This window comes from Curtobacterium sp. ER1/6, assembly GCF_001742745.1.
Lineage (GTDB): Bacteria > Actinomycetota > Actinomycetes > Actinomycetales > Microbacteriaceae > Curtobacterium > Curtobacterium citri.
On record NZ_MJAK01000014.1, the window covers coordinates 21162 to 45236 of the forward strand.

Below are 24075 nucleotides of genomic sequence, written 5' to 3' on the forward strand. Positions count from 1 at the left end.
CGCCCACTCGCAAGACGCAACGTCGGCGGTTGCTCGCAGCGCTGTACCGCTGCGAGCAACCGCCACAGTTGCGTCTTGCGGAGGGACGGCGGTCAGGACGTGCGGTGGTTCCGCCACGTGTGCTCGGGGGCGTAGCCCAGGAGCTCGCGGGCCTTGTCGGACGACAGGAGCGAGCTCGTGCCGTCGATGTCCGTGCGCCGCTCGATGTCCGGCACGAAGCGCTCGACGAGCTCGATCGTCGGGGTGTCCATCACGGTGTCCGGGCTCGCGATGACGAAGGCCTCGAACCCGGTGAGGTCGGCCTCGAGCGCCTTCCGCACGGCCTGGGCGCCGTCGCGGGAGTCGATGTACGACCACAGGTTGAACGTCTTGGCCTCGGAGGAGGCGTCCCACGGGAACGACGGGTAGTCGGTCTCGTCCATGACGTTCGAGAACCGGAGACCGATCATCTTCAGCTCCGGGTCCCAGCGCGTGAAGTGGCGGGCCATCTCCTCCTCGACGGCCTTGCCGAGGGAGTACGACGACTGCGGCCGGACGGGGAACTCCTCGTCGACGGGCAGGTAGGGCGGGTGGTGCTCGCCCATCGGGATGCCGAGCAGGGTCTCGCTCGACGCCCAGACCACGTTCCTGATCCCCGCCACGCGGGCAGCGTGGAAGACGTTGATCGACGCGGTGACGTTGTTCGTGATGAGCGCCACGTCCGGCACCTGGCCGGGGGCGGGAACGGCGGCGAGGTGCACGACGGCGTCGATCGCGTCGTAGCGGTCGTCGATGCCGGTCAGCGAGCCGAGCACCTGGCCGTAGTCGCTCAGGTCGACGCGCACGAAGGGCACCCGCTCCGGCTTGTCCGGCGACGGCACGCGGTCGAGCAGGACCACGTCGTACCCGTGCTCGTCGAGGTCGCGGACGACCGCCCGACCGAGCTTGCCGCTGCCACCGGTCACCACAACACGCGTCATCGCGTCACTCCACATCGTCGTCGGACGGCCTGGTCGGCCGGGTCCCATCCTGCCGCGCGACGCTCGGAGGGGACCAGGCACTGGCGGTACCTGTCCGGCGGGCGCGTCGGAGTGTCAGGAGGGCGCGGGCGCCGTCGTGCTCGACGCGCGGGCGATGGCGAGCTGGGCCACGAGTTCGACGTGTTCGGCCATGTCGCGGGACGGGTCGTACAGCCACTGGATCTGCATGCCGTCGGAGATCGCCAGGAGCACGCTCGTGAGCTGCTCGACGTCGACGTCGGGACGCAGGCGGCCGTCCTCCTGCATGACCCGGAAATCCGCCGCGAGGTTCCGGCGGGAGCTGGCGTAGCGCTCCCGGAAGTACTCGTGGGCGGGGTGCTCGGGGTCGGTCGCGGCTGCGGCGGACAGGTTCACGAACATCTGCACGAGGCCGGGGACCTCGGCGTTGTGCCGCACGATGGCGGCGAGGAGCTCCGCCGGGTCCGCGGCGTCCCACTCCGTCGTGTTGTCGATCTCGTCGCGGCGACGGAGGACCTCGACCCACAGGTCGTCCTTCGAGTCGAAGTAGTGCAGGAGCCCGGCCTGGGTCAGTCCGACCGCGTCGGCGATGTCCTTGATGCTCGTCCGACGGAAGCCCTGGCGGGCGACGAGGTCGAGCGCCACCGTGAGGATCTCCTCGCGCTTCGCGATGCCCTTCGCGTACGAACCCCGTCGTGTCATGGCGCGAGCGTACCGCCCTGTCTGTCGGCGAAGAAACCTACCTCCGATAGGTTTTGCCTGCTACGCTGACGCCAGCCGCCGACGATGGCGCGCGGAGGTCATGCCCCGGCGCCCGTCGCACAACGAAGGGACCGACCATCGTGACCACCGTGGACGACACCACCCGCGCCTCCCGGCCGACCGCCGCGCCGCTGACCGAGCGCATCGAGGCGCTCCTCGCGCAGCTGACGACCGAGGAGAAGGTCCAGCTGCTGACCGGCCGTGACTTCTGGACGACCTGGCCGATCGAGAAGATCGGGCTGCGCCGCATCCTCATGTCCGACGGCCCGTCGGGTGTCCGCGGCGAGGTGTGGGACGAGCGCGACCCCTCGCTCAACCTGCCGTCCGCGACGGCCCTGTCCGCCAGTTGGGACCGCGCGATCGCGAAGCGCTACGGCGCCGCCGCCGCGGTCGAGGCCCGTCGGAAGGGCGTCGACGTCGTGCTCGGCCCGACCATCAACCTGCACCGCTCGCCGCTCGGCGGCCGCCACTTCGAGGCGTTCAGCGAGGACCCGGTGCTCACCGGCGACCTCGCGGCGTCCTACGTCGCGGGCGTGCAGGAGAACGGCGTCGCCGCGACCCCGAAGCACTACATCGCGAACGACTACGAGACCGACCGCTTCACCGCCTCGACCGAGGTGTCCGACCGTGCGCTCCGCGAGCTGTACCTGCTCGCGTTCGAGAAGGCCGTGACCGAGGCGCACGCCTGGGCGGTCATGTCGTCGTACAACGCGATCAACGGCGTCACCGCGTCGGAGAACGACCTGCTCGAGACCCCGCTGAACTCCGAGTGGGGCTTCGACGGCATCGTCGTGTCGGACTGGACCGGCGTGCGCTCGGTCGACTCGGCGAAGGCGTCGCAGGACGTCGCCATGCCCGGGCCGAACCCGTGGTGGAGCGAGGGCCCGCTGCTGGCGGCGGTCGAGTCGGGCGAGGTCCCGGTGGAGGCGATCGACCGGAAGGTGCGCCGCGTCCTGACGCTGGCGGCCCGCGTCGGCGCGCTCGAGGGCTTCGAGCCGGTCGCCGCGCAGCCCGTGCACGTCGAGGACGGCGTCGCGTTCGTCCGCGAGGCCGAGGCCGAGGGCACCGTCCTCGTCCGCAACACCGGAGCGCTGCCGATCGACGCCGGCGCCGTGTCGCGGATCGCACTCGTCGGGCACAACGCCGACCAGGCCCGCTCCCAGGGCGGCGGTTCGGCGACCGTGGTCCCGGAGCACGTGGTCACGCCGATCGAGGGCATCCGCGCCGCGTTCCCCGGCGCGACCGTCGACTACGCCATCGGCGCGGTGGTGCAGGAGGGCATCGCGGAGTTCCCGCTGTCGGCCATCACGAACCCGTCCACCGGCGAGCCGGGCGCGCGGGTCGCCTTCGTCAAGGGCGGCGAGGAGCTGTACGTCGAGGACCGTCGCGCCACCGCGCTGTTCTGGTTCGGCGGCGACGCCCCGACCCGTGAGGCCGACCGGCTCGACATCACCACCACGTACACCGCCGAGACCACCGGCACGGTGCGCATCGGCATCGGTGCCGCGGGGCACTCGCGCCTGTGGATCGACGGCGAGCTCCTGCTCGACGAGACGGTGCCGTACGAGGGCGACCAGCTCGGCGCCGCGTTCCTCAACCCGCCCGCGCGCTCGGTGCCGGTGTCGGTCGAGGCTGGCCAGCAGGTCGCGATCCGCATCGAGTACGACATCGTGCAGGACGAGGCGCTCGGCGGGGTGCTCGCGTACCAGTTCGGCACCGAGCCGAGCGACGAGGACCCGGCGACGCTCATCGACGCGGCCGTGGCCACCGCCACCGGCGCGGACGTCGCGATCGTCGTGGTCGGGACGAACAGCAAGGTGGAGTCCGAGGGGTACGACCGCTCGTCGCTCGCGCTGCCCGGGCACCAGGACGACCTGGTGCGCGCCGTCGCCGCGGCGAACCCGAACACCGTCGTGGTGGTCAACTCCGGGTCGCCGGTCGAGATGCCGTGGCGGGACGACGTCGCCGCGGTGCTGCTGACCTGGTTCGGCGGGCAGGAGTACGGCAACGCCCTCGCCGACGTGCTGACCGGTGCCGCCGAGCCCGGCGGGCGCCTGCCCACCACCTGGCCGGCGACGATGGCCGACGTCCCGGTGCTCGACGTGACCCCGGTGGACGGCAAGGTCGCGTACGACGAGGGCGTGCACGTCGGCTACCGGGCCTGGCTCCGCGCCGGCACCGAGCCCGCGTACCCGTTCGGCCACGGCCTCGGCTACACAACCTGGACGATCGACGGGGTCTCGGCCTCGCCGACCGTGACCGAGGGGGACGCCGCGATCGTGACCGCGACGGTCGCGAACACGGGGGACCGCGCCGGCAAGCACGTCGTGCAGGTCTACGCCTCGCGTGCGGAGTCCGTGGTGGACCGGCCGGTGCGGTGGCTCGTGGGCTTCGCGCCCGTGCGGCTCGGTGCCGGCGAGTCGACCGAGGTCTCGATCGAGGTGCCGGCACGGGCGTTCGCGCACTGGGACGGCGCCTGGCGGTACGAGTCCGGCACCTTCGAGCTCCACGTCGGGGCGTCGGTGACGGACATCGTCGGTTCGACTCCCCTCGAACTGGAGTGATCCGGTTTCCGCGCACGAAGGGTTTCGTTCAGTACCATTGCTGTGCGCCTGACGGCTGGTTACCGTCGGCGCGCGCATCATCGAGGGATCGTCGTGCGTGCGAAGTGGCCTCCTGATCCGGTCGCGGAGCCCCTTCGGTCCTGATGCGTCCAGAATGCGTCCCCGCGTCCGCGCGGGGGCGCATTCGTCGTCCCGGCGCAGCTCACCGCTCGGCGCCGCCCGCTCCGTGAGCCGGCTGGCAACCCTCCGAATGATCCTCATTTATCCGGTTCCCGATAGTGACAAACACTCCACTCGGTGGGAGAGTGGAACGACCATCCCGTGCGGATCAGGAACGGGATGGCCATCCGGCCGGGGACCGGGTCCTCACCACACCAGTGCCCCGGCTGGGTGCCCTCCGGGGAACGGGTGTCAGGCCAGGCGGGGAGCGATCTCGTCGGCGACGATCCGCAGGATCCGCTCGTGCGATGCCGCGTCGCCGTTCGCCGGCAGGGTGATGACGAGCTCGTCGGTCGCCTGCACCGCCGGGTCCGCGGACAGTGCGTCGACGATCTCGTCGACGCCGCCGGACAGGACCTTGCTGAACCGGAACGGCGGCCCGCTCAGGGGGCGACCCTCGTCGTCCATCCCGCTCGCGTAGCCGGTGAGGAACTCCTCGTGGACCTGTCGGTCGTGGTCGTCGAGCAGCGGGACGACGATCCGACCGACCGCCACCTTCGGGGTTCGGGACGGGTGCAGCTCGGCGAAGCGCTCGCGGTACGCCCGGACCTGGTCGGCCTGCGCCTCGGCGAACGGGGCGCCGGTGTCCTCGGTGTTCAGCGTCGAGCAGTGCAGCAGCAGGCCCTTCTCGGCGGTGCGCTGTGCGGTGCCCAGGCTGCCGCCACCCCACCAGACGCGGTCGCGCAGGCCCGGCGACAGGGGCTGCAGCGTGAGGTCGGCGCCGGCCGGGATGCTCTCGTAGCCCTTGCCGGCACTGCCGAGCGGATCGCCCTGCAGGACCTCGAGCAGACGGGCCGCGCGGGCCTCGGCCTCGTCGCGGAAACTGCGCTCCGACGCGCCGAAGACCGGGTCGAGGATCGGTCCGTACCCCGCGATGCCGGTGCTGATGCCGAGCTGCACCCGGCCGCCGCTGAGCAGGTCGACCGTGCTGGCGTCCTCGGCGAGGCGCACCGGGTCCTCGTAGCGCATGCCGAGCACGGCGGTGCCGAACCCGATGGTGCTCGTGCGCTGCGCCGCGGCGGCGAAGAAGGTCATCGGGCTCGTCAGGAACGGCTCGAAGTGGCGCCCGCGCACCCAGCCGGTGCCGTAGCCGAGCGACTCGGCCGTCGCGAAGAGGCGGAGGCCGTCCTCCAGCGCTGCGGCCGCACCCGCGGTGCCGCCGTGGTTGGGGACGAAGGAGAGGAAGCCGAGTTCGCGCACGCCTCGATCGTATGCGAATGCATCGAAAGGTGACAGGGCGTCGGCCGGGAGGCGCGTGGCGGGGCCGCACCGTGCCTCCCGTCCGTCGCCCGGTCACCACCCACCTGGGAGGATGGACCCATGACCGACGTCACCACCGCCCCGCCGCTCGTCGCCGCCCTGCCGGCGGCGGTCGACGGCGTCGTCGACCCCGACGCGGTCTACCAGGCCTTCGCGGACTGGGCCGAGGCCGGCGGACGACCGCTCTACCCGGCACAGGACGAAGCGCTCATCGAGCTCGTGTCGGGTGCGAACGTCGTGCTCAGCACCCCGACCGGCACCGGCAAGTCCCTCGTGGCCGCGGGTGCGCACTTCGCGGCCATGGCCGAGGGGAAGCGCAGCTACTACACGGCACCGATCAAGGCGCTCGTGTCCGAGAAGTTCTTCCAGCTCGTCGACCTGTTCGGCGCGCAGAACGTCGGCATGGTGACCGGTGACTCGAGCGTCAACGCCGACGCCCCGATCATCTGCTGCACCGCCGAGATCCTCGCCAACACCGCGCTCCGGCAGGGCCCGGACGCCGAGGTCGACGTCGTCGTCATGGACGAGTTCCACTTCTACGGCGACGCCGACCGCGGGTGGGCCTGGCAGGTGCCGTTGCTCGTGCTCGAGCGGGCGCAGTTCCTGCTCATGTCCGCCACCCTCGGTGACGTCACCACCATCGCCGACGACCTGTCGCGCCGGACCGGACGTCCGACGGCCCGCGTGACCGGGGTCTCGCGGCCGGTGCCGCTGTCGTACGAGTACGTGCTCACGCCCGTGCAGGAGACGGTCGAACGGCTGCTCGAGGAGGGCAAGGCGCCCGTCTACATCGTGCACTTCGCCCAGGCGGCGGCGCTCGAGCGGGCGCAGGCGCTCATGTCCGTCCGCGTTGCTGATCGCGCTCGACGTGACCAGATCGCCGACGCGATCGCCGGGTTCCGCTTCAGCGCCGGGTTCGGCCAGACCCTGTCGCGGCTCATCCGGGCCGGCATCGGCGTGCACCACGCAGGGATGCTGCCGAAGTACCGGCGGCTCGTCGAGCAGCTCGCGCAACGGGGACTGCTGCCCGTGATCTGCGGCACCGACACCCTCGGGGTCGGGATCAACGTGCCGATCCGCGCCGTGCTGCTCACCGGGCTGACGAAGTTCGACGGCTCCCGTATGCGGCAGCTGTCCGCGCGCGAGTTCCACCAGATCGCCGGTCGCGCCGGCCGTGCCGGGTACGACACCGAGGGTGACGTCGTCGCCGAGGCCCCCGAGCACGAGATCGAGAACGCCCGCGCCGTTGCCAAGGCCGGGGACGACCCGAAGAAGAAGAACAAGGTCAAGAAGAAGAAAGCCCCCGAGGGCTTCGTGTCGTGGGGGCCGGCCTCGTTCGACCGGCTCATCGCCGCCGAGCCCGAGCCGATGGTGTCGCGGATGCGGATCACGCACGCGATGGTGCTCGCCGTCGTCGCGCGGGGTGGCGACTCCTTCGCGTCGGTGCGCTCGCTCGTGTTCGACAACCACGAGCCGCGCGCACGACAGCTCGACATGGCCCGACGCGCGTTGTCCATCGCACGGACGCTCGTGAACGCCCGGGTGATCGAGAAGATCGACGGGCAGTACCGGATGACGGTCGACCTGCCGGTCAACTTCGCCCTCAACCAGCCGCTGTCGCCGTTCGCGCTCGCCGCGTTCGAGCTGCTCGACCCGGAGTCGCCCACGTACGCGCTCGACATGGTGTCCATCGTCGAGGCGACCCTCGACGACCCGCGCGCGATCCTCGCCCAGCAGCAGTTCAAGGAGCGCGGCGAGGCCGTCGCCCGGATGAAGCAGGAGGGGATCGAGTACGAGGAGCGGATGGAGTTGCTCGAGGAGGTCACGTGGCCGAAGCCGCTCGACGAGCTGCTCACCGCCGCCTACGAGGCGTACGCCGCCGAGCAGCCGTGGGTGCTCGACTTCCGGCTCTCCCCGAAGTCCGTCGTGCGCGACGTGTACGAGCGGGCGATGACCTTCGGGGACTTCGTGCGGTTCTACCAGCTCACCCGCTCCGAGGGACTCGTGCTCCGCTACCTGTCCGACGCGTACCGGACCATGCGGCAGACCATCTCCGAGGAACAGCGGACCCCCGAACTCGACGACCTGATCGAGTGGCTCGGTGAGGTCGTCCGGCAGACCGACTCATCGCTCGTCGACGAGTGGGAGGCCCTGGTCAACGGCGACGTGGCGGAGGCGGCGGCGGAACACGACGAGATCGCTCCGCCGCAGCCCGCTCGGCTCACCGGCAACCCGCGGGCGTTCCGGGTGCTCGTGCGGAACGCGCTCTTCCAGCGCGTGCTGCTCGCGGCGGCGGACGACGTCGCGGGGCTCGCCGCCCTCGACGGTGCAGCGGGCTTCGGTCAGGACGAGTGGGACGCCGTGCTCGAGGAGTACTACGACGAGCACGACACCATCGGCACCGACGGGGACGCCCGCTCGATGCAGTACCTCGTGCTCGACGAGAACGGAGCAGGGCGCACCTGGCGGGCGCGGCAGATCTTCGCCGACCCGTCAGGGGACAAGGACTTCGGGTTCTCCGCCACCATCGACCTCGACGCGTCGGACGAGACCGGCGAGGCGGTCGTGCGGGTCACCGAGATCGGCCGCTTCGACGGCTGGTCCGAGGTGGACGTGGACTGATCGTGGCGCTGTCGCTCCGTCTGCTGGGTCCCGACGACGTCGAGGCGTTGCAGGGCCTGCTCGAGAGTGTGCCGTCGTACGCGGAGCGCATCACCGGGTACCCGCCTGGGCGGTCGGACGGGCTGAGTGCCCTGATCACCGTGCCCGACGGCTTCGACCCGTCCGGCAAGCGCGGCCTCGGGCTGTGGGACGGGGACGAGCTCGTGGCGTTCGCGGACGTGCTCGTCGGGTACCCGGACCCTGCCGTCGCGTTCGTCGGCCTGCTCGTCGTGCGGGGCGGTGACCACCGCCGGGGGCTCGGTCGTCGGATGCACGACGCCGTGGTGGACCTGGCGCGCTCGGCACCCACGGTGACCCGGCTGCGGCTCGGGATCGTCGCGACGAACGCGGCCGTGGCCGAGCCGTTCTGGCGGGCCCTCGGCTACGAGCCGACCGGGGAGACGAAGCCGTACCGGTACGACCACCTGCGGAGCACCGTCGCCCTGTGGGAACGTCCCTGCTGAACTCTCGGTAGGTTCGGTGGGAACCCCCGAGCCACCCGGCGGACGGGACCATCGGAAGGACCTGCCATGCGCATCGGCTCGAGCATCGCCCTGATCGTCATCGGCGCGATCGTCGCGTTCGCGTTGGACTTCCAGGTGGCGGGCGTCGACCTGCGCCTGATCGGCTACATCCTGATGGCGGCCGGGGTCGTGCTGCTCATCATCAGTCTCGCCGTCGGCTTCGGCGGACGTCGGACCACGACCACCACCCGGTCGGGCGTCGACCCGGCGTCGGGGGAGCAGATCACGCGGCAGGACCGGCGGGACGGGACGTACTGACGCCCCTCACGCTCTCGTACACGGCCAGGACTTCGCGCATCACGTCGGTCGATGCCGTGGTCTGCAGCTCGACGAGTCCGCCGCGGCGGTCGACCGGTCGGAACCAGTCGAGGTCGCCGGCGCGGATGAGTCGCTGACGCACTCCGGCTCGACGGCTGCCCAGGTCGAACTCCGTCCAGCGGCCCTCCTGCCACGCGCGCCGGACACTCCAACTCGCGCGCTCCGGTGTCGCCGGCAACGTCGTCACCGCGGCCACGCGGGCCTGCACAGCACGACGGAGGTACGTGTCCGGACCAGCTCCGTGATCGAACGTCCACGTGGGGCCGTCGCCCATCCACGAGACCAGGAGGCCGGTCGCGAGGGACTCGGTCGTGAGGGTGAGGGTCTCGCGGTGGTCGACCGGGAGTCCGAGCGAGGTCAGCTGCGGCCCGGCGAGGACGAGCGCGCGGTCTGGCGCGACCCAGCACGACCATCTGCTCGTGACTGCCCCGCTCTGCGCCACGGCACTGATCGCGAGGACCCCGCGCTCGCGGACATCGAGGTACGTCCGGGCAGCTGCACCGGGGGCGCCGGCATCGGTGACGAGGCCCGCTTCCCGCAGCTCGTTCGACACCGGCGACGTCGGCCGCACGCGAGAGAACCTTCCCTTCCTGGCACGCCACAGGGCTTCCCACCCGGCTGCGGATGCCCGCGGTCCGGTGTGCGGGTACCGCTGCTGCGCCGCTGTCCACTCGAGGGCCTCGCGCGGAGCGCCACGACGCTGTGTGGCGCGGACGTCGAGCTCGATCTCCGTCACCGGTCCTCCTGCACAGAGAGGCTGCCCGCGATCATCTCGAACAGCGACTCCACGCGGAAGCGATCGCGCACGGACGCACGCATCTGCAGGTCGACGATGACGGATCCGGTCGACAAGAGGAACCGGGTGAGGTTGACGCAGATGCCGCAGTCCTCGTAGAGGGCCTCGAGCACGCGACCCTCGTTGTCGTCCGCGTACAGCCAGGGTTGGTCGGCGACGACGTGCGTCCACCCCGGACGGGCGAGCGCCTCGCGGATCGCTCGTGCTCCGAGTGCTTCGACGGGTTCGTCAGCACGACGGACGTCCAGGACGGCGCTCGCACGGAACTCGACCTCGTCGGACGCCGGGCTCGGCCACGGCGAGGACCGCACCGCGAGGGTCGACCGTCTCCCACTGCTCCGGGACGAGCAAGTCCACGGTCGGGGTCGTCAGCGACCGCCACCCGGGCACCGCCATCGTGCGCGTCAGAACAGCGTCGCAGGCGGAGTCGCCTCGGGGAGCGCGGACGGCTCGGTGACCTCGACGCCCGGCCAGCCCGGCCCCGTCGGGACCTCGGTGCGGTTCTGGTAGGCCGTCGCAGCGCCGCGGGCACGGACGTCGGCCGCCTCGTTCATCTCGTGACCGACGTGCCCGCGGACCCACTCGAACGTGACCTTCCGGCCCTGCAGCTCGGCGTCGAGCTCCTTGATGATCTCGACGTTCAGCACGGGCTTGCCGTCGGCCTTGCGCCAGCCCTTCCGCTTCCACCCGGCGAGCCACTCGGTGCACGCCTTGATCGCGTACTGGCTGTCGCACAGGATGTGCAGCGGCTCGCCGGTGTCCTTCGTGGCAAGGAGCAGCTGCAGCACGGCCGTGAGCTCACCGATGTTGTTCGTCGCCTTCGGCCACCCGCCGGCTGCCCACCGGTCGTCGTCGACGTACCAGGCCCAGCCGGCCGGGCCGGGGTTGCCGAGTGCGGAGCCGTCTGCGGCTGCGACGATCGTCACGGTGGGACCTCCTGGGTGGTGCGGACTGCCCGTCGAGCGTAACGGACCAGCGCCCGCGCCCGGTGTCAGCGCGTGGCGGGGTCGAGGTTGAGCAGGGTCCCCTTGATCACCCAGTCGTCACCCTCCGTCTCCATCTGCGGGTTCAGCCACCGCAACTGGGCGACGGTGACGCCGAAGCGCTTCGCGATCGTGATCAGGTCGTCACCCTGGTTGACGCGGTAGCTGACCGGCGTGCCGGTGGTCCCGCGGAGGGTCTCGTCGGCGGCGTCGAACGCGTAGCCGTAGGCGCCCGGGCGAGCCTCACCGAGCGTGACGTGGAGATCCGGCTCCGGGTCCGGGATTGACCACGACAGCGTGCCGATCGCGAGCACCTTGTGGACCCACGGGCGGTCGCTGTCGTCACCGTCGGACTGGTCGGGCACGAGGACGACGGTGCGCAGCCAGTCCGGATCCGCCCCTGCTGCGGACAGGCTGACGACGGCCGGGGGCTGCGCCTGCGCGCCCCACCTCGTCGTGCTCACGGCGCGGCCGTCGTAGCCGTCCCCGTACTGCGCCGTGCGCCGGAACTCCACCGACATCGGCTGCGGCTGCGTGGTGCGGTAGCCGGAGAGCTCCGCGTCGAAGGTGCCGTGGTCGTTCGCGACGACCTCGACGTGGACCGCGGTGTCGCCGGACTTCGACACGGCGTCGGTCTCCGCGACCACCGTGCCGGTCGGGACCGCCTGCGGCGCCGCGACGGGCTGAGCGGTGTCGTCGGCGGCAGCCGACCCGTCGACGGGAGCCGGTGTCGCGGAGGCGCTCGGTGCCGCGTGGCCGGTGGGCGCCGGCAACGGTGCGTCGTCGCCGAACACCGAGCAGCCCGTCAACCGCAGCGTGGTCACGCCCACCGGGTGCGACGGCCGTCGCGCCTCGTGTCCTCGTCCGACCCATGGACGTCACCGTTCGTCGGGGCGGCAGTACCCGAACGGGAACCGGATCAGCGCCGTCGTGACCGAACCGGTACCCCAGGGTCGACGCCTACTGTGCGGGGCATGAGCGACAACACCCCCGACGTCCGCGGCCCCGAGCCATCCGACGACCGCGCGCGCAACGACGCGCTGCGCGACGCTGCGCACAGTGACGACCGCGACGGCGTGAACGAGTCCGAGCAGCGCGCCGCCGACACCTCCTACAGCCCGTCGAGCGAACGGGAGACCGTCGCGTCGCAGACGCAGCAGCGCAGCGACGAGGACCTCGAGCAGGACGGGATCGACCCGTCGCGGGTCGTCGCTGCGCCGGGCACCGGCGGTGCGGACGACGCCGGCGACGTCGAGCCCGAGCCCGGTGACCTGCACCTGCCGTGGCAGTCCGAGGAGGACCGGAAGGGCTGACCGGCGCGGGTCGTACGCCGCTCGTCAGCCCGAGCCGATCCGGGGTCGAACCACGGAAGCGACGTCGAACCACCCCCGCGGCCTGGTTCGGAGTCGTGTCCGTGGTTCGACGCTGTCAGGGTCCGGCGCGTCGGCGCCGGTCCTGCCCCGTCAGGACACGGCGTCCGGGTGCGACCCCGTGCGCTGGCCGGACTCGAGCGTCGCGATGGCCGCGAGGTCCTCGTCGGTCAGCACGAAGCCGTCGACGTCGAGGTTCGACCGGATCCGCGCGGGCGTGACCGACTTCGGCAGCACCACGACCCCCTGCTGCACGTTCCACCGCACGAGGACCTGCGCGACGCTCACCCCGTGTGCCGCCGCGATGCCGCTGAGCACCGGGTCGTCGACGAGCCGCCCGCGTCCGAGCGGCGACCACGCCTCGGTCACGATGCCGTGCTGCTCGTGGAACGCCATCAGCTCCCGCTGCGGCAGCCACGGGTGCCGCTCGACCTGGTTGACGGCCGGTACCTCGCCGGTCTCGTCGATCACCCGCTGCAGGTGCGGCACCTGGAAGTTCGAGACGCCGACGCTCCGCGCCCGACCCTGTTCGCGCAGTTCGACGAGCGTCCGCCAGGTCTCGACGTAGCGGTCGTTCGCCGCCGCCGGCCAGTGGATCAGGTAGAGGTCGACCGCATCGAGTCCCAGCCGTCCCAGGCTGGCGTCGAACGCCCGCAGGGTCGCGTCGCGCCCCTGGTGGTCGTTCCACACCTTGGTGGTGACGAAGACGTCGTCGCGGTCCAGCCGGGAGGCACGGATCGCCTTCCCGACGCCCGTCTCGTTGCCGTACATCTCGGCGGTGTCGACGTGCCGGTACCCGGCATCGAGCGCGAGACCGACGGCCGTCTCTGCCTCGGTGTCGTCGACCTTGTAGACGCCGAACCCGATCGCGGGGATCGTCGCGCCGTCACGGAGGGTGATCGCGGGCAGCATCCCGCCATCCTGCCCGGACCTGCTGGGACCGTCCTCCTTCGAAGACATGACATACGAAGTACCCACAGTCGCTGCCCGCCATCATCGTCCCGGCCCGCCGACGGAGCGGGCCGTCACCCTGGAGGAGTACCCCATGCAGAAGTCCGCCCGACTCGCCACGACCGCCGGCGTCGCCCTCGCGCTCGGCGCCTCGCTCCTGGCCGCCACCCCGGCCACCGCGGCGACCGCCCACGAGGCCGCGCCGACCGTCGCCGCCGCCGGCGCGCAGGCCGATCACACCGGCCCGACGATCGCCTACCGCAACGTGACGATCACCACGAGCGTCATCCAGGGCGACGAGGTGCTGGTGCGCGGCGTCGTCACGCAGGAGAACAAGCCGCAGGCCGTCCAGGCGGCGGCGGGCAAGGGGTACCAGACGCAGGCGCCGGTCGCCGCCGACGGGTCGTTCGAGATCCGCTTCCCGACCGAGGGCGACCGCCCGTCGCAGGACTACGCGCTGCGCTTCGGCGAGGACTTCTTCGGCTCCTTGATGCCGATGGCCGACCTCTGGACGCCGTTCTACGCCACGCGCGCCTGACGCCGGGCCGCTCCGGGATCGACGACGGGCCGGACGCCCGATCCTTCCCATGACGCCTGCTTTGGCAGGTGCAATCGGGCGTACCTGGTCGGATCATCCGACCAGGGACGCCCGGTTCGACCAGGTACGCCCGGTTCGACCACGCGCGTCCGCCCCGTCGGCGTGTCGCGTCAGCTCGGCAGCGTGACCGGCTCGGTGTCCGGCAGGGGGCTCGCGTCGCGACCACGCAGGTCCGGCAGCCACCGCTTCGTGAACAGCGGGAGCAGCACCCCGGCCGCGGCCATCACGGCGCCGACGGTCATGCCGCCGGTGGGGCCGTTCGCGTCGATGAGGAACCCGGCCACCGCGGAGCCGCCGGCCGCGCCGATGAGCTGCCCGGTTCCCATCCAGCCGTAGGCCTCGGCGGTGTCGGAGAACTTCACCGTCGCCGACACCGAGCCGAACATGACCGCGAGGGCGGGCGCGATGCCGGCGCCGGCGATCACGAGCGCCAGGCAGAGCCACCAGAAGTCGGTGCCGCCGACCGCCAGGGCGAGGCCGACGAAGACGATCGACATGCGGGCCCAGAGGGTGTTGCGCGAGATCGGGCGGTGTCCGAGCGCGAGCCCGCCCGCGAGCGACCCGACCGCGAACACGGCGAGGACGATGCCGGCGTTCGGGCTGCCCTCGCCGAAGACGCTCGTGACGCTCGCCTCGACCGCGGAGCACGCGCCGATGAGCAGCAGGCCGGTCAGGGTCGCCACGACGACCGAGGGCCGCCGGAGCACGACGCCGAACGCGCGCTTGGACCGGGGGATGCGGACGCGGCCGAGCTCGGGGGAGGCGATGAACCACACGCCGCCGACGACCAGGAACACCATCGCGACGACGATCGCCTGCACGGTCCCGATCTGCGTCGCGACGAACGTCGTGATGACGGGCCCGGCCACCCAGATGAGCTCCTGCGCGCTCGCGTCGAGGGAGAAGAGGGGCGTGAGCTGCGACGACGTCACCATCTTCGGGTAGATGGTGCGCACCGCGGGCTGCACGGGCGGCACCGCGAGGCCGCCGAGGAACCCGACGACCACGTAGGCCCAGAGCGGCATGAGCACGAACGCGACGACGCCCATGCTCACGAGCGCGACCGCGCTGGTCAGGACGAGCACCGGGCGCATGCCCCAGCTGCCCATCCACCGGCTGGTGAGCGGTCCGGCGATCGCCTGGCCGATGCTGGTCGTCGCGAGCACGAGACCGGCGGCGCCGTACGAGCCGAAGATGTGCTCGACGTGCAGCAGGTACGCGAGCGACAGCATGCCGAACGGGAACCGGGCGGTGAGCTGCGCAGCGATGACGCGACCGACGCCGGGGGTCTTCAGCAGGGGTCCGTAGGCACTCACGAGACGAGTGTACGGACCGGACGGAAGGGGCTGTCACCCGTCCGGGGGCACTGGGGACGAGCGACCTCCGGAGGGCCCTCCGCGACACGCCGATCGTCGGATTCCACACATGTGGATCGAACCTGTCCACGTGTGTGGGGAAGTGTCGGTGGTCGGCCCCAGACTGGCGGAATCACGGGCCTCCCCGAGGTGTTCACACTGTGGAGAGCTTGTGGAGAACTACACGGCTGTAACACTTCCTCTTGTGGTCGGTGCGGCGGCCAGCCACTAGATGTAGTGTGGAGTCATCGCAGCGGCCCCTCCCGGACCGTGTCTGCGGACAAGCATCAGCACCACCTCCACAGCAACGGAACACCCAGCAAGAACCAGGGGAGATCATGGCCGTCACCGTCTACACCAAGCCGTCCTGCGTCCAGTGCACCGCGACGTACCGCGCCCTCGACAACAAGGGCATCCAGTACGAGGTCCTCGACGTCTCCGCGGACGAGGCAGCGCTCGAGCACGTCAAGAGCCTCGGCTACATGCAGGCTCCCGTCGTCGTCACCGACGACGACCACTGGTCGGGCTTCCGTCCCGACAAGATCGCGACGCTCAGCGCCGAACTCGCGTGATGCGTGCGGGTCCCGTCACGGGACCCGCACCTCCGCCGGCCGGGAGGCACACACCGCCTCCGACGGGCCACCCCCGATCTGCTGTCCGCACCTCTACCAAGGAGCGCGCGCATGAGTCGCCTCGTCTACTTCTCGAGCGTTTCCGGCTACACGGCCCGTTTCGTCGAGAAGCTCGGCAGGGAAGCGGACCGCATCCCGCTCCACCCGCGTGATCCGTTCCTCCAGGCCGACGGGCCCTACGTGCTCGTCCTGCCGACGTACGGGGGCGGCAACGGGCAGGGCGCGGTGCCCAAGCAGGTCATCAAGTTCCTCAACGACGAACGCAACCGCTCGCTCATCCGTGGCGTGATCGTCGGGGGCAACACGAACTTCGGCGAGGCCTACGGGCTCGCCGGGGACGTCATCGCGCAGAAGTGCGGCGTCCCTCTGCTCTACAGGTTCGAACTCTTCGGAACGCCGGACGACGTCCAGGCGGTCAACCAAGGATTGGATGCATTTTGGACGCAGCAGTTGCAGACGTCGATCTGACGTCGCCGCAGACGGGGATGGACTACCACTCCCTCAACGCGATGCTCAACCTCTACGACGCGAACGGGAACATCCAGTTCGACAAGGATCGTGAGGCTGCCAAGCAGTTCTTCCTGCAGCACGTCAACCAGAACACCGTCTTCTTCCACAACCTGAAGGAGCGGCTCGACTACCTGGTCGAGAACGAGTACTACGAGCGCGAGACGATCGACATGTACTCGCTGGAGTTCATCCAGCAGCTCAACGACCTGGCGTACTCGAAGAAGTTCCGGTTCCAGACGTTCCTCGGTGCGTTCAAGTACTACACGAGCTACACGCTCAAGACGTTCGACGGCAAGCGCTACCTCGAGCGCTTCGAGGACCGCGTCGTCATGACCGCCCTCGGCCTGGCGCAGGGCAACGAGCAGCTCGCGATCGACCTCGTCGAGGAGATCGTCGCCGGCCGCTTCCAGCCCGCGACCCCGACGTTCCTCAACACCGCGAAGGCCCAGCGCGGCGAGCTCGTCTCCTGCTTCCTCCTCCGCATCGAGGACAACATGGAGTCGATCTCCCGCGGCATCAACTCCTCGCTGCAGCTCTCGAAGCGCGGCGGCGGCGTGGCCCTGCTCCTCTCCAACATCCGCGAGGCCGGCGCCCCGATCAAGCAGATCGAGAACCAGTCCTCGGGCATCATCCCCGTGATGAAGCTGCTGGAAGACTCCTTCTCCTACGCGAACCAGCTCGGTGCGCGTCAGGGTGCCGGCGCCGTCTACCTGTCGGCGCACCACCCGGACATCATGAAGTTCCTCGACACCAAGCGCGAGAACGCCGACGAGAAGATCCGCATCAAGACGCTGTCGCTCGGTGTCGTCGTGCCGGACATCACGTTCGAGCTCGCGAAGAACAACGAGGACATGTACCTGTTCTCGCCGTACGACGTCGAGAAGGTCTACGGCGTCCCCTTCGGCGACGTCCCGATCTCCGAGAACTACCGCGCGATGGTCGACGACCCGCGCATCAAGAAGACGAAGATCAAGGCGCGTGACTTCTTCACGACGATCGCCGAGATCCAGTTCGAGTCGGGCTACCCGTACATCGTGTTCGAGGACACGGTGAACAAGGCCAACCCGATCAAGGGTCGGATCAACATGTCCAACCTGTGCTCGGAGATCCTGCAGGTCAACACCCCGACGACCTTCAACGAGGACCTGTCCTACAAGGAGATCGGCAAGGACATCTCCTGCAACCTCGGCTCGCTGAACATCGCGCTGACGATGGACTCGCCGGACTTCGGCAAGACCATCGAGACCGCGATCCGGGGCCTGACCTCGGTGTCGCAGATGTCGCACATCTCGTCGGTCCGCTCGGTCGAGGACGGCAACGACAAGTCGCACGCCATCGGCCTCGGCCAGATGAACCTGCACGGCTACCTCGCTCGTGAGCGCGTGTACTACGGCTCCGAAGAGGGCATCGACTTCACGAACATCTACTTCTACACGGTGCTGTTCCACGCCCTGCGTGCCTCGAACAACATCGCGATCGAGACGGGGGAGACGTTCGACGGCTTCCGTGACTCGAAGTACGCGTCGGGTGAGTTCTTCGACAAGTACACCGAGCAGGCGTGGACGCCGGCGACCCAGCGCGTCGCCTCGCTGTTCGACGACGCGAACATCGCGATCCCGACGCAGGACGACTGGAAGGCGCTGAAGGCGTCCATCCAGGAGCACGGCATCTACAACCAGAACCTGCAGGCCGTCCCGCCGACCGGTTCGATCTCGTACATCAACCACTCGACGTCGTCGATCCACCCGATCGCGTCGAAGATCGAGATCCGCAAGGAAGGCAAGCTCGGCCGCGTCTACTACCCGGCGCCGTTCATGACGAACGACAACCTGGACTACTACCAGGACGCGTACGAGATCGGTGCCGAGAAGATCATCGACACGTACGCCGCGGCGACGCAGCACGTCGACCAGGGCCTGTCGCTGACGCTGTTCTTCAAGGACACCGCCACCACGCGCGACATCAACAAGGCGCAGATCTACGCATGGCGCAAGGGCATCAAGACGATCTACTACATCCGTCTGCGCCAGCTCGCCCTCGAGGGCACCGAGGTCGAGGGCTGCGTCAGCTGCATGCTGTAGAGCTGCTGCTCTCTTCCTGGAGGCGCGGGGCGGGCCCCGCCCCGCGCCTCCAGTCCGTCATCAGACCACCATCTCGAATCCGGAAGACAATCCCATGACCCTCACCGACCCGGTCCACGCCACGGGCAAGTCCATCCCGCTGATCAGCGCGGTCAGTGCCATCAACTGGAACCGCATCCAGGACGACAAGGACGTCGAGGTCTGGAACCGTCTGGTCAACAACTTCTGGCTGCCCGAGAAGGTGCCGCTGTCGAACGACGTGCAGTCGTGGAACACGCTCACGCCGGAGGAGCAGCAGCTCACCATGCGGGTCTTCACCGGCCTGACGCTGCTCGACACCATCCAGGGCACCGTCGGCGCGATCAGCCTGATCCCCGACGCGATCACCCCGCACGAAGAGGCCGTCTACACGAACATCGCGTTCATGGAGTCGGTGCACGCGAAGAGCTACTCGTCGATCTTCTCGACGCTCGCCTCGACGCCCGAGATCGACGACGCCTTCCGCTGGTCCACCGAGAACGTGAACCTGCAGAAGAAGGCCCAGATCGTCCTCGACTACTACACCGGTGACGACCCCCTGAAGCGCAAGGTCGCCTCGACGCTGCTCGAGTCGTTCCTGTTCTACTCCGGCTTCTACCTGCCGATGTACTGGTCCTCGCGCGCCAAGCTCACCAACACTGCCGACCTCATCCGCCTGATCATCCGCGACGAAGCCGTCCACGGGTACTACATCGGCTACAAGTTCCAGAAGGGCCTGGAGGGCGCTTCCGAGGAGCGCAAGCAGGAGATCAAGGACTACACGTTCAACCTGCTCTTCGAGCTCTACGAGAACGAGGTGCAGTACACGCAGGACCTCTACGACGGTGTCGGGCTGACCGAGGACGTCAAGAAGTTCCTGCACTACAACGCCAACAAGGCGCTGATGAACCTGGGCTACGAGCCGATGTTCCCCAAGGAGACGACGGACGTGAACCCGGCGATCCTGTCGGCGCTGTCGCCGAACGCGGACGAGAACCACGACTTCTTCTCGGGGTCGGGCTCGTCGTACGTCATCGGTAAGGCCGTCGTGACGGAGGACGAGGACTGGGACTTCTGATCCGAACTCTTCCTCGGCTCGGTCCGCTGAAAGCCCAACACCATCGTCGGTCACCGACACGGCCATGACCCCTCCGAGCGCGCCGAAATGCAGATCCGCGACGACGCGCGAGGCGTCCGAGTCGAGGGCATTCCAGATCAACTCGAGCAGCCCAACCCTTGGTGTGCTGATGAGGCGGTCGATGAAGTCCGCCTGGGCGGTAACGCGAACGGTCGTCACGAACAGCATCCTGACACGACCCTCCGTCGAGCGCCCGCCAGCCGGTCGTTGACCGGGCACGTGACTAGCAGGTCGACGCAGGTCGACGAGGAGCCGGCTACAGGTACCGCTGCTGGCCTCTCACCAAGCCCAGAAGGAACGACGCGAGGTCGGGCACTAGCTGGCACCGCTCGGTCTCTTCATCCCGTCAGCGACAAGGTCGCCGGAGGAACGCTGTTCCCGCCGCGACCGCTGCGGACGCAGCGACGCTGAGGAGGACGATCAACCATCCTTGTGTGTCGAAACCGTCGAAGGCATTCTCGACGATCGATCCGACTAGTGCGGGCATGCAGAAGCAGGCGACGGTCGCAGCGACGAGCCACCTCTGACCAGGACGAGACTGCGTATGGCGGACGGCCTGCCACAAACCGAACGCTGCAAAACCTGCAGGAGCGAAGAAGAGGGCGAAGACGGCACCGATGAGGCTCCCAGGGAGGATCGCTGCGATCAGGCTGGCCTGCAGGGCATCACCAATGTCGCGGCCGATTGTCGCGGAGCTGAACGACGAGTCTCGCAGCCCCTCGAGAACAGTGGCCATCACACCAACCCACATCCCCGTCGCGATCGCAGCCAGTGGCCATGCGACGAGATCGCCGATGGTGCGCCGGGCGGGCGGTAGCCCGGCCGGCGCACCAGAGGCTGCGGGCAGTGGCGTCACGTATTGACCGGGCACGGGAAAGTCGCCTCATCTGGAGCGAGTGAGCTCGAGGGCGGAAGTCCTACGTTGCTCCAGCTACCGACCGACTCGCCAGTGATGTCGTTATAGGCCACCGTGAAGGAGTACCAGTCGCCATCGGAAGCGAGGAAGTCATTCGCTGACGTCAGCTTGCCGGGCACGTTAGGAGCGGCATCCGTCCAGTACGAGTCGTCGTTGAGCGCGCTCCAGCTGCTCCAGCCCGAGATGCTGTCGCCGCTGAGGACGGAGACGGAGTAGCCCGAGGACCGCAGGTTGGTGGCGCCATCGATGGTCGTGTCGTAGGTGGGGACGTCGTCGACGTCGCCCCCGGTGTCGGGGAAGGAGTAGATCTCCCCGTCCCCTCGCAACGCCCAACCACGACCGCTGCCCTGCGCGATCTCGTCGAAGGTCTTCCCGCCGACGTCGTACTGCTCCCACGTGTAGTGATGTGCGTGGCCGTCGTAGTCGGCGTCGTAGTTGTCGACGCGGTGCCAAATGTTGCCGGCGCTATCGAGCCCGATGACGTCGTGGTAGAAGACGGCGGCCTGCACGAAGTCAATACCGGAGCTAATCGCGGTAGGTGTTGTGAATTGGTACGGGTCCGCTGGGTACCCGTCATAGTCGTAGTCCGGATTGGCGCCCCAGACCTTGATCGTTCCGTCGTCGGTCACTCCGATCGCGGTTCGGCCGTCACTCGGAGCGTCGAAGTACCGCCAGGATCCATCGACGCCTTGCGGACTGTCCGTTGGGGTGCCACTGTCCGGGTCGTGCCCGTTCATGCCGTACCAGCCACCCCATGAGTACAGCTGCCCGTTCGAGGTGAGCAGGTAGGCGGCGCGGCTGGCGTTGGTGAGCTTCGGGCTCTGCAGGCCCTTTACTTGGAACGGGTTGACCAGCGTGTTCACGGAGCAGCCGTAGTAGGCGTATTTGCCGAGGACGCCGGTGTCGCCGACTCCCCAGATCTGGCCCGAACGGGTGATCCCCATACCGTTTTGCACGTCCGCCCATCGGTCTGTCGACCTGTTCGTCAATGCTTTCAGGGGCTGCGCGCACCACGTCGGGTGCTCACTGGGCTGACCGCCTCGGACGATAACGACCGGTACTTCAGCGCCACCGACCACGAGGCAGTACAGATGGGTGGCGCTGGAGTGGAACAGGTTCGACCAGTTCTGCGTACCGTTCCATCGCACCCACGCCTCATGCGAGGGCATGGTGTACTGCCAGCCAGCAACGCGGACGAGTCCGGTGACATAGAAGTCCACGAACGCGTGGTACGAGATGGAGCCGAACTGCTTGACAGCCGGGCAGAACGGATCGTTGGCGAAGTGCTTGATGTTCACGTGGGCGTAGCCCTCGGCGAAGTCGGAATTGACCTTGAAGGTGATGTGGTCGGTGCCGGCTTGGCGGGTGGCGACAACCTTCCCAGTGTTCTCGTCGAGGATCCGGGTGTATCCGGTGTCTTTGTCGGTGATGACATGACCTTCGCCCCAATCGACGTGCACGGCAGTCTGTGTGCGGTAGGGGTGATCGTCGTCGTCAGCGGGCTGCTGGAAGCTCCGGTTGTCCCCCAGGAAGGTCTCGTGCGCAGCGTCAGCCGCTGACTCGTTCGCGTGCCGTCGGACGTTGGACTGCGCGATGCACGCTTTCTGAATTGCCTGATCCGACCAGTCACCACCATCTTCGATTGTGGACCAAGGGATGAAGGTGCGGTACTTGAAGTCTGTGGTGCTGACCGGTGTCGGCGCCGCTGCTCGCGCCGCCTTGTTCAGCTTCCGCGCTGAGTTTGTGGCAGGGGCAGAGGGCGTGCGTACCGACAGGTTCTGAGACGTCGAGAATTCAGGGGTCTGCGCCTCATTGGGGCTGGGGTCCGCCGTCGGATCAGCCGTCGGATCAGCCGTCGGATCAGCCGTCGGCTCCGCGGTCGGATCAGCCGTCGGCTCCGCGGTCGGATCAGCCGTCGGATCTCCGGTCGGGTCAGCGGTTGGGTCGGCGGTCGGGTCAGCGGTTGGGTCGGCGGTCGGGTCAGCGGTTGGGTCGGCGGTCGGATCAGCGGTTGGGTCGGCGGTCGGCTCCGCGGTCGGATCAGCCGTCGGATCAGCCGTCGGATCAGCCGTCGGCTCGGCGGTCGGCTCAGCCGTCGGCTCAGCCGTCGGATCTCCGGTCGGGTCAGCGGTTGGGTCCGCCGTCGGAGCTCCCGCCGTCGGATCTCCCGTCGGATCCGCAGAGGTGCCAGCTTCCTCCGCGGCGGTCTCTGCATTGATCTTGTCCGCCCAGGCCTCCGGATCGAAGGTGTCCGCCGTCACCGTGCGAGCGACCGTCGTCGCAGTGGTCCGCAGCGCGTAGGACGTATCCGCGTCCAACCCAGTCACGACGAAGGACGAGTCATCCTGAACGCCCTGTGACGTCCCATCGACGAACAGCTCGAACCTGCTTGCGTCCGATTGTGCTCTCCAGGAGATCGACAACGTTGTGGGCGTGGTAGCAACGATTGTCTGCACACTGATCTCGGGGTCCGGGTCCGATTCGGCGTCGCCGGAATCATCAGCGGGAGTCTCCTGTGCGTGCGTGATGTTCGCGCCGTAGTACAGAGTCTCGGTGAATGGCAGACCGTCAGAGGTGTGACCTGTCACCACACGCGTCTTGGCCGCGGTTCCCGAGTCCTCGCTGACGGTCAACTCGCCGCCGTCAACATCGACGAATCGGTCGGGATGTTGCACGTCAACGCGAATCGCCGGCGGACCGGCCGGATCAGCTGATGCTGCAGTCGGCACGCTCAAGGCCACGACGCAACCGATGACCGTTACTGCAGCGACAGCCAGTGATGCTTTTCCCACGAGACCCCCAGGTTGTGAACTTGGCTAGAAGCTAGCGAGCAACCCGGTCGCGCCTGCAACCCCCTTCCGGGTGACGGAGCTAAGCGGATACGACCCGATGCAGCCGAACTCACTGTCCGGTAGGCGATCGGCTACCGAGACGTCATCAGCGGCTCCTCCGGAGGAACAGGACGACTGCGGCGACGATCACGACCGCGACGATCGGAATCCAAATCCAGACAGGGAGTGAGCCTCCACCCCCTGGGCGCAGGGCGACTGAGAGAGGGAGCATGGTCACACGCTAACCACGGCGCGCGTTCGGTGACCGATCGGCTATCGGTCGATCCGCGCGAGCCAGTCCCGGATCAGGGCGGCGGTGATCCCGGGTTGCTCGAGGTGCACGTTGTGTCCAGCACCGTCGAGGACGACGAAGCTGCCTCGCGGGTAGTGGTCCCGGAGTGCGAGCCCGTTCTCGTAGCCGACGACGTCGTCCTGCCGACCGAACAGGTGCAGGGCCGGAGCGGTGAACGGTTCCGGATGGAGCTCCTCCGGCAGGGCATCCAATGCGTAGTCGGCGGCGATGCGGTCCATCACCGCAGGGTCGGCGCCACGGAGACCGGGCAGAACGTACCGCTCGAACGCTGTGAACGCGGCGGCGTCCTGGATGACGC

22 protein-coding genes are annotated in these 24075 nt (G+C 68.9%); 10 read left to right on the forward strand and 12 right to left on the reverse strand.

The features are described from left to right. Positions 1-92: 92 nt before the first annotated feature. Positions 93-959: an NAD-dependent epimerase/dehydratase family protein gene (locus Cus16_RS15160; RefSeq protein ID WP_069713523.1), complete on the reverse strand. Its 867-nt coding sequence runs from the start codon at positions 957-959 to the stop codon at positions 93-95. 114 nt (positions 960-1073) lie between these two features. Beyond that, positions 1074-1679 (reverse strand): TetR/AcrR family transcriptional regulator, encoded by a 606-nt coding sequence (locus Cus16_RS15165; RefSeq protein WP_069713504.1) that lies wholly within the window; start codon positions 1677-1679, stop codon positions 1074-1076. Positions 1680-1819: 140 nt separating this feature from the next. Between Cus16_RS15165 and Cus16_RS15170 the strand changes: the two genes are divergently transcribed. Then, positions 1820-4303 carry a glycoside hydrolase family 3 protein gene (locus tag Cus16_RS15170; RefSeq protein WP_083264041.1) on the forward strand — a complete coding sequence of 828 codons (2484 nt, stop codon included), beginning with the start codon at positions 1820-1822 and terminating at the stop codon, positions 4301-4303. A 411-nt stretch (positions 4304-4714) separates the two neighbouring features. Here the strand turns inward: Cus16_RS15170 and Cus16_RS15175 are convergent, their stop codons facing one another. After that, complete coding sequence (locus tag Cus16_RS15175; RefSeq protein WP_189319615.1) at positions 4715-5722, reverse strand: LLM class flavin-dependent oxidoreductase; 1008 nt, start codon at positions 5720-5722, stop codon at positions 4715-4717. Positions 5723-5842: 120 nt separating this feature from the next. Here Cus16_RS15175 and Cus16_RS15180 point away from each other — a divergent pair, with 120 nt between their 5' ends. From Cus16_RS15180 to Cus16_RS15190, 3 genes are all read left to right on the forward strand, one after another. Continuing rightward, a complete protein-coding gene (locus tag Cus16_RS15180; RefSeq protein ID WP_069713506.1) occupies positions 5843-8404 on the forward strand; it encodes a DEAD/DEAH box helicase in 2562 nt (853 codons plus the stop codon). 2 nt (positions 8405-8406) lie between these two features. Next, entirely contained in the window at positions 8407-8907 is a 501-nt protein-coding gene (locus Cus16_RS16765; protein ID WP_083264042.1) for a GNAT family N-acetyltransferase, read from the forward strand. Between the two features lie 66 nt (positions 8908-8973). After that, positions 8974-9225: a DUF6458 family protein gene (locus Cus16_RS15190; RefSeq protein ID WP_069713507.1), complete on the forward strand. Its 252-nt coding sequence runs from the start codon at positions 8974-8976 to the stop codon at positions 9223-9225. Here the strand turns inward: Cus16_RS15190 and Cus16_RS15195 are convergent. From Cus16_RS15195 to Cus16_RS15210, 4 genes are all read right to left on the reverse strand, one after another. Next, the gene (locus Cus16_RS15195) at positions 9191-10021 is read right to left on the reverse strand and encodes a hypothetical protein (protein ID WP_141719018.1); all 831 of its coding nucleotides are present in this window, start codon (positions 10019-10021) and stop codon (positions 9191-9193) included. The two genes, Cus16_RS15190 and Cus16_RS15195, sit on opposite strands and share 35 nt — an antisense overlap. Next, positions 10018-10392 carry a hypothetical protein gene (locus Cus16_RS15200; RefSeq protein WP_069713509.1) on the reverse strand — a complete coding sequence of 125 codons (375 nt, stop codon included), beginning with the start codon at positions 10390-10392 and terminating at the stop codon, positions 10018-10020. The genes Cus16_RS15195 and Cus16_RS15200 overlap by 4 nt, the downstream gene beginning before the upstream one ends. A 93-nt stretch (positions 10393-10485) precedes the next feature. After that, complete coding sequence (locus Cus16_RS15205; protein ID WP_069713510.1) at positions 10486-11007, reverse strand: RNase H family protein; 522 nt, start codon at positions 11005-11007, stop codon at positions 10486-10488. Positions 11008-11072: 65 nt separating this feature from the next. After that, positions 11073-11888 carry a LysM peptidoglycan-binding domain-containing protein gene (locus Cus16_RS15210; RefSeq protein WP_141719019.1) on the reverse strand — a complete coding sequence of 272 codons (816 nt, stop codon included), beginning with the start codon at positions 11886-11888 and terminating at the stop codon, positions 11073-11075. Positions 11889-12038: 150 nt separating this feature from the next. On the opposite strand from Cus16_RS15210, the gene Cus16_RS15215 reads away from it, so the two are divergent. Then, the gene (locus Cus16_RS15215) at positions 12039-12377 is read left to right on the forward strand and encodes a hypothetical protein (protein WP_141719020.1); all 339 of its coding nucleotides are present in this window, start codon (positions 12039-12041) and stop codon (positions 12375-12377) included. Positions 12378-12527: 150 nt separating this feature from the next. Here Cus16_RS15215 and Cus16_RS15220 read toward each other — a convergent pair whose 3' ends face one another. Continuing rightward, positions 12528-13346, reverse strand: coding sequence for an aldo/keto reductase (locus tag Cus16_RS15220; RefSeq protein WP_069713513.1), 819 nt, complete (start codon positions 13344-13346; stop codon positions 12528-12530). Between the two features lie 133 nt (positions 13347-13479). Here Cus16_RS15220 and Cus16_RS15225 point away from each other — a divergent pair, with 133 nt between their 5' ends. Further along, entirely contained in the window at positions 13480-13923 is a 444-nt protein-coding gene (locus Cus16_RS15225) for a hypothetical protein (protein ID WP_069713514.1), read from the forward strand. 170 nt (positions 13924-14093) lie between these two features. Here the strand turns inward: Cus16_RS15225 and Cus16_RS15230 are convergent, their stop codons facing one another. Further along, positions 14094-15299, reverse strand: coding sequence for an MFS transporter (locus Cus16_RS15230; protein ID WP_069713515.1), 1206 nt, complete (start codon positions 15297-15299; stop codon positions 14094-14096). Positions 15300-15676: 377 nt separating this feature from the next. On the opposite strand from Cus16_RS15230, the gene nrdH reads away from it, so the two are divergent. The 4 genes from nrdH to nrdF all read left to right on the forward strand — a co-directional run bounded on the left by nrdH (position 15677) and on the right by nrdF (position 19657). Then, positions 15677-15910 carry a glutaredoxin-like protein NrdH gene (gene nrdH / locus Cus16_RS15235; RefSeq protein WP_058727719.1) on the forward strand — a complete coding sequence of 78 codons (234 nt, stop codon included), beginning with the start codon at positions 15677-15679 and terminating at the stop codon, positions 15908-15910. Between the two features lie 111 nt (positions 15911-16021). After that, positions 16022-16438: a class Ib ribonucleoside-diphosphate reductase assembly flavoprotein NrdI gene (gene nrdI, locus Cus16_RS15240; protein ID WP_069713516.1), complete on the forward strand. Its 417-nt coding sequence runs from the start codon at positions 16022-16024 to the stop codon at positions 16436-16438. A 17-nt stretch (positions 16439-16455) separates the two neighbouring features. Then, entirely contained in the window at positions 16456-18561 is a 2106-nt protein-coding gene (nrdE, locus tag Cus16_RS15245; RefSeq protein ID WP_141719021.1) for a class 1b ribonucleoside-diphosphate reductase subunit alpha, read from the forward strand. 94 nt (positions 18562-18655) lie between these two features. Beyond that, entirely contained in the window at positions 18656-19657 is a 1002-nt protein-coding gene (nrdF, locus tag Cus16_RS15250) for a class 1b ribonucleoside-diphosphate reductase subunit beta (protein ID WP_065963154.1), read from the forward strand. A 406-nt stretch (positions 19658-20063) separates the two neighbouring features. On the opposite strand, the gene Cus16_RS15255 is transcribed toward nrdF, so the two are convergent. The 3 genes from Cus16_RS15255 to Cus16_RS15265 form a co-directional block, all read right to left on the reverse strand. Beyond that, positions 20064-20573: a hypothetical protein gene (locus Cus16_RS15255; protein ID WP_189319616.1), complete on the reverse strand. Its 510-nt coding sequence runs from the start codon at positions 20571-20573 to the stop codon at positions 20064-20066. Then, positions 20570-23374 (reverse strand): hypothetical protein, encoded by a 2805-nt coding sequence (locus Cus16_RS15260; protein WP_141719023.1) that lies wholly within the window; start codon positions 23372-23374, stop codon positions 20570-20572. Before Cus16_RS15260 ends, Cus16_RS15255 begins: the two co-directional genes overlap by 4 nt. 363 nt (positions 23375-23737) lie before the next feature. Beyond that, positions 23738-24075: alpha/beta fold hydrolase (locus Cus16_RS15265; RefSeq protein ID WP_223246647.1), on the reverse strand; the 338-nt coding region annotated here is incomplete at its 5' end.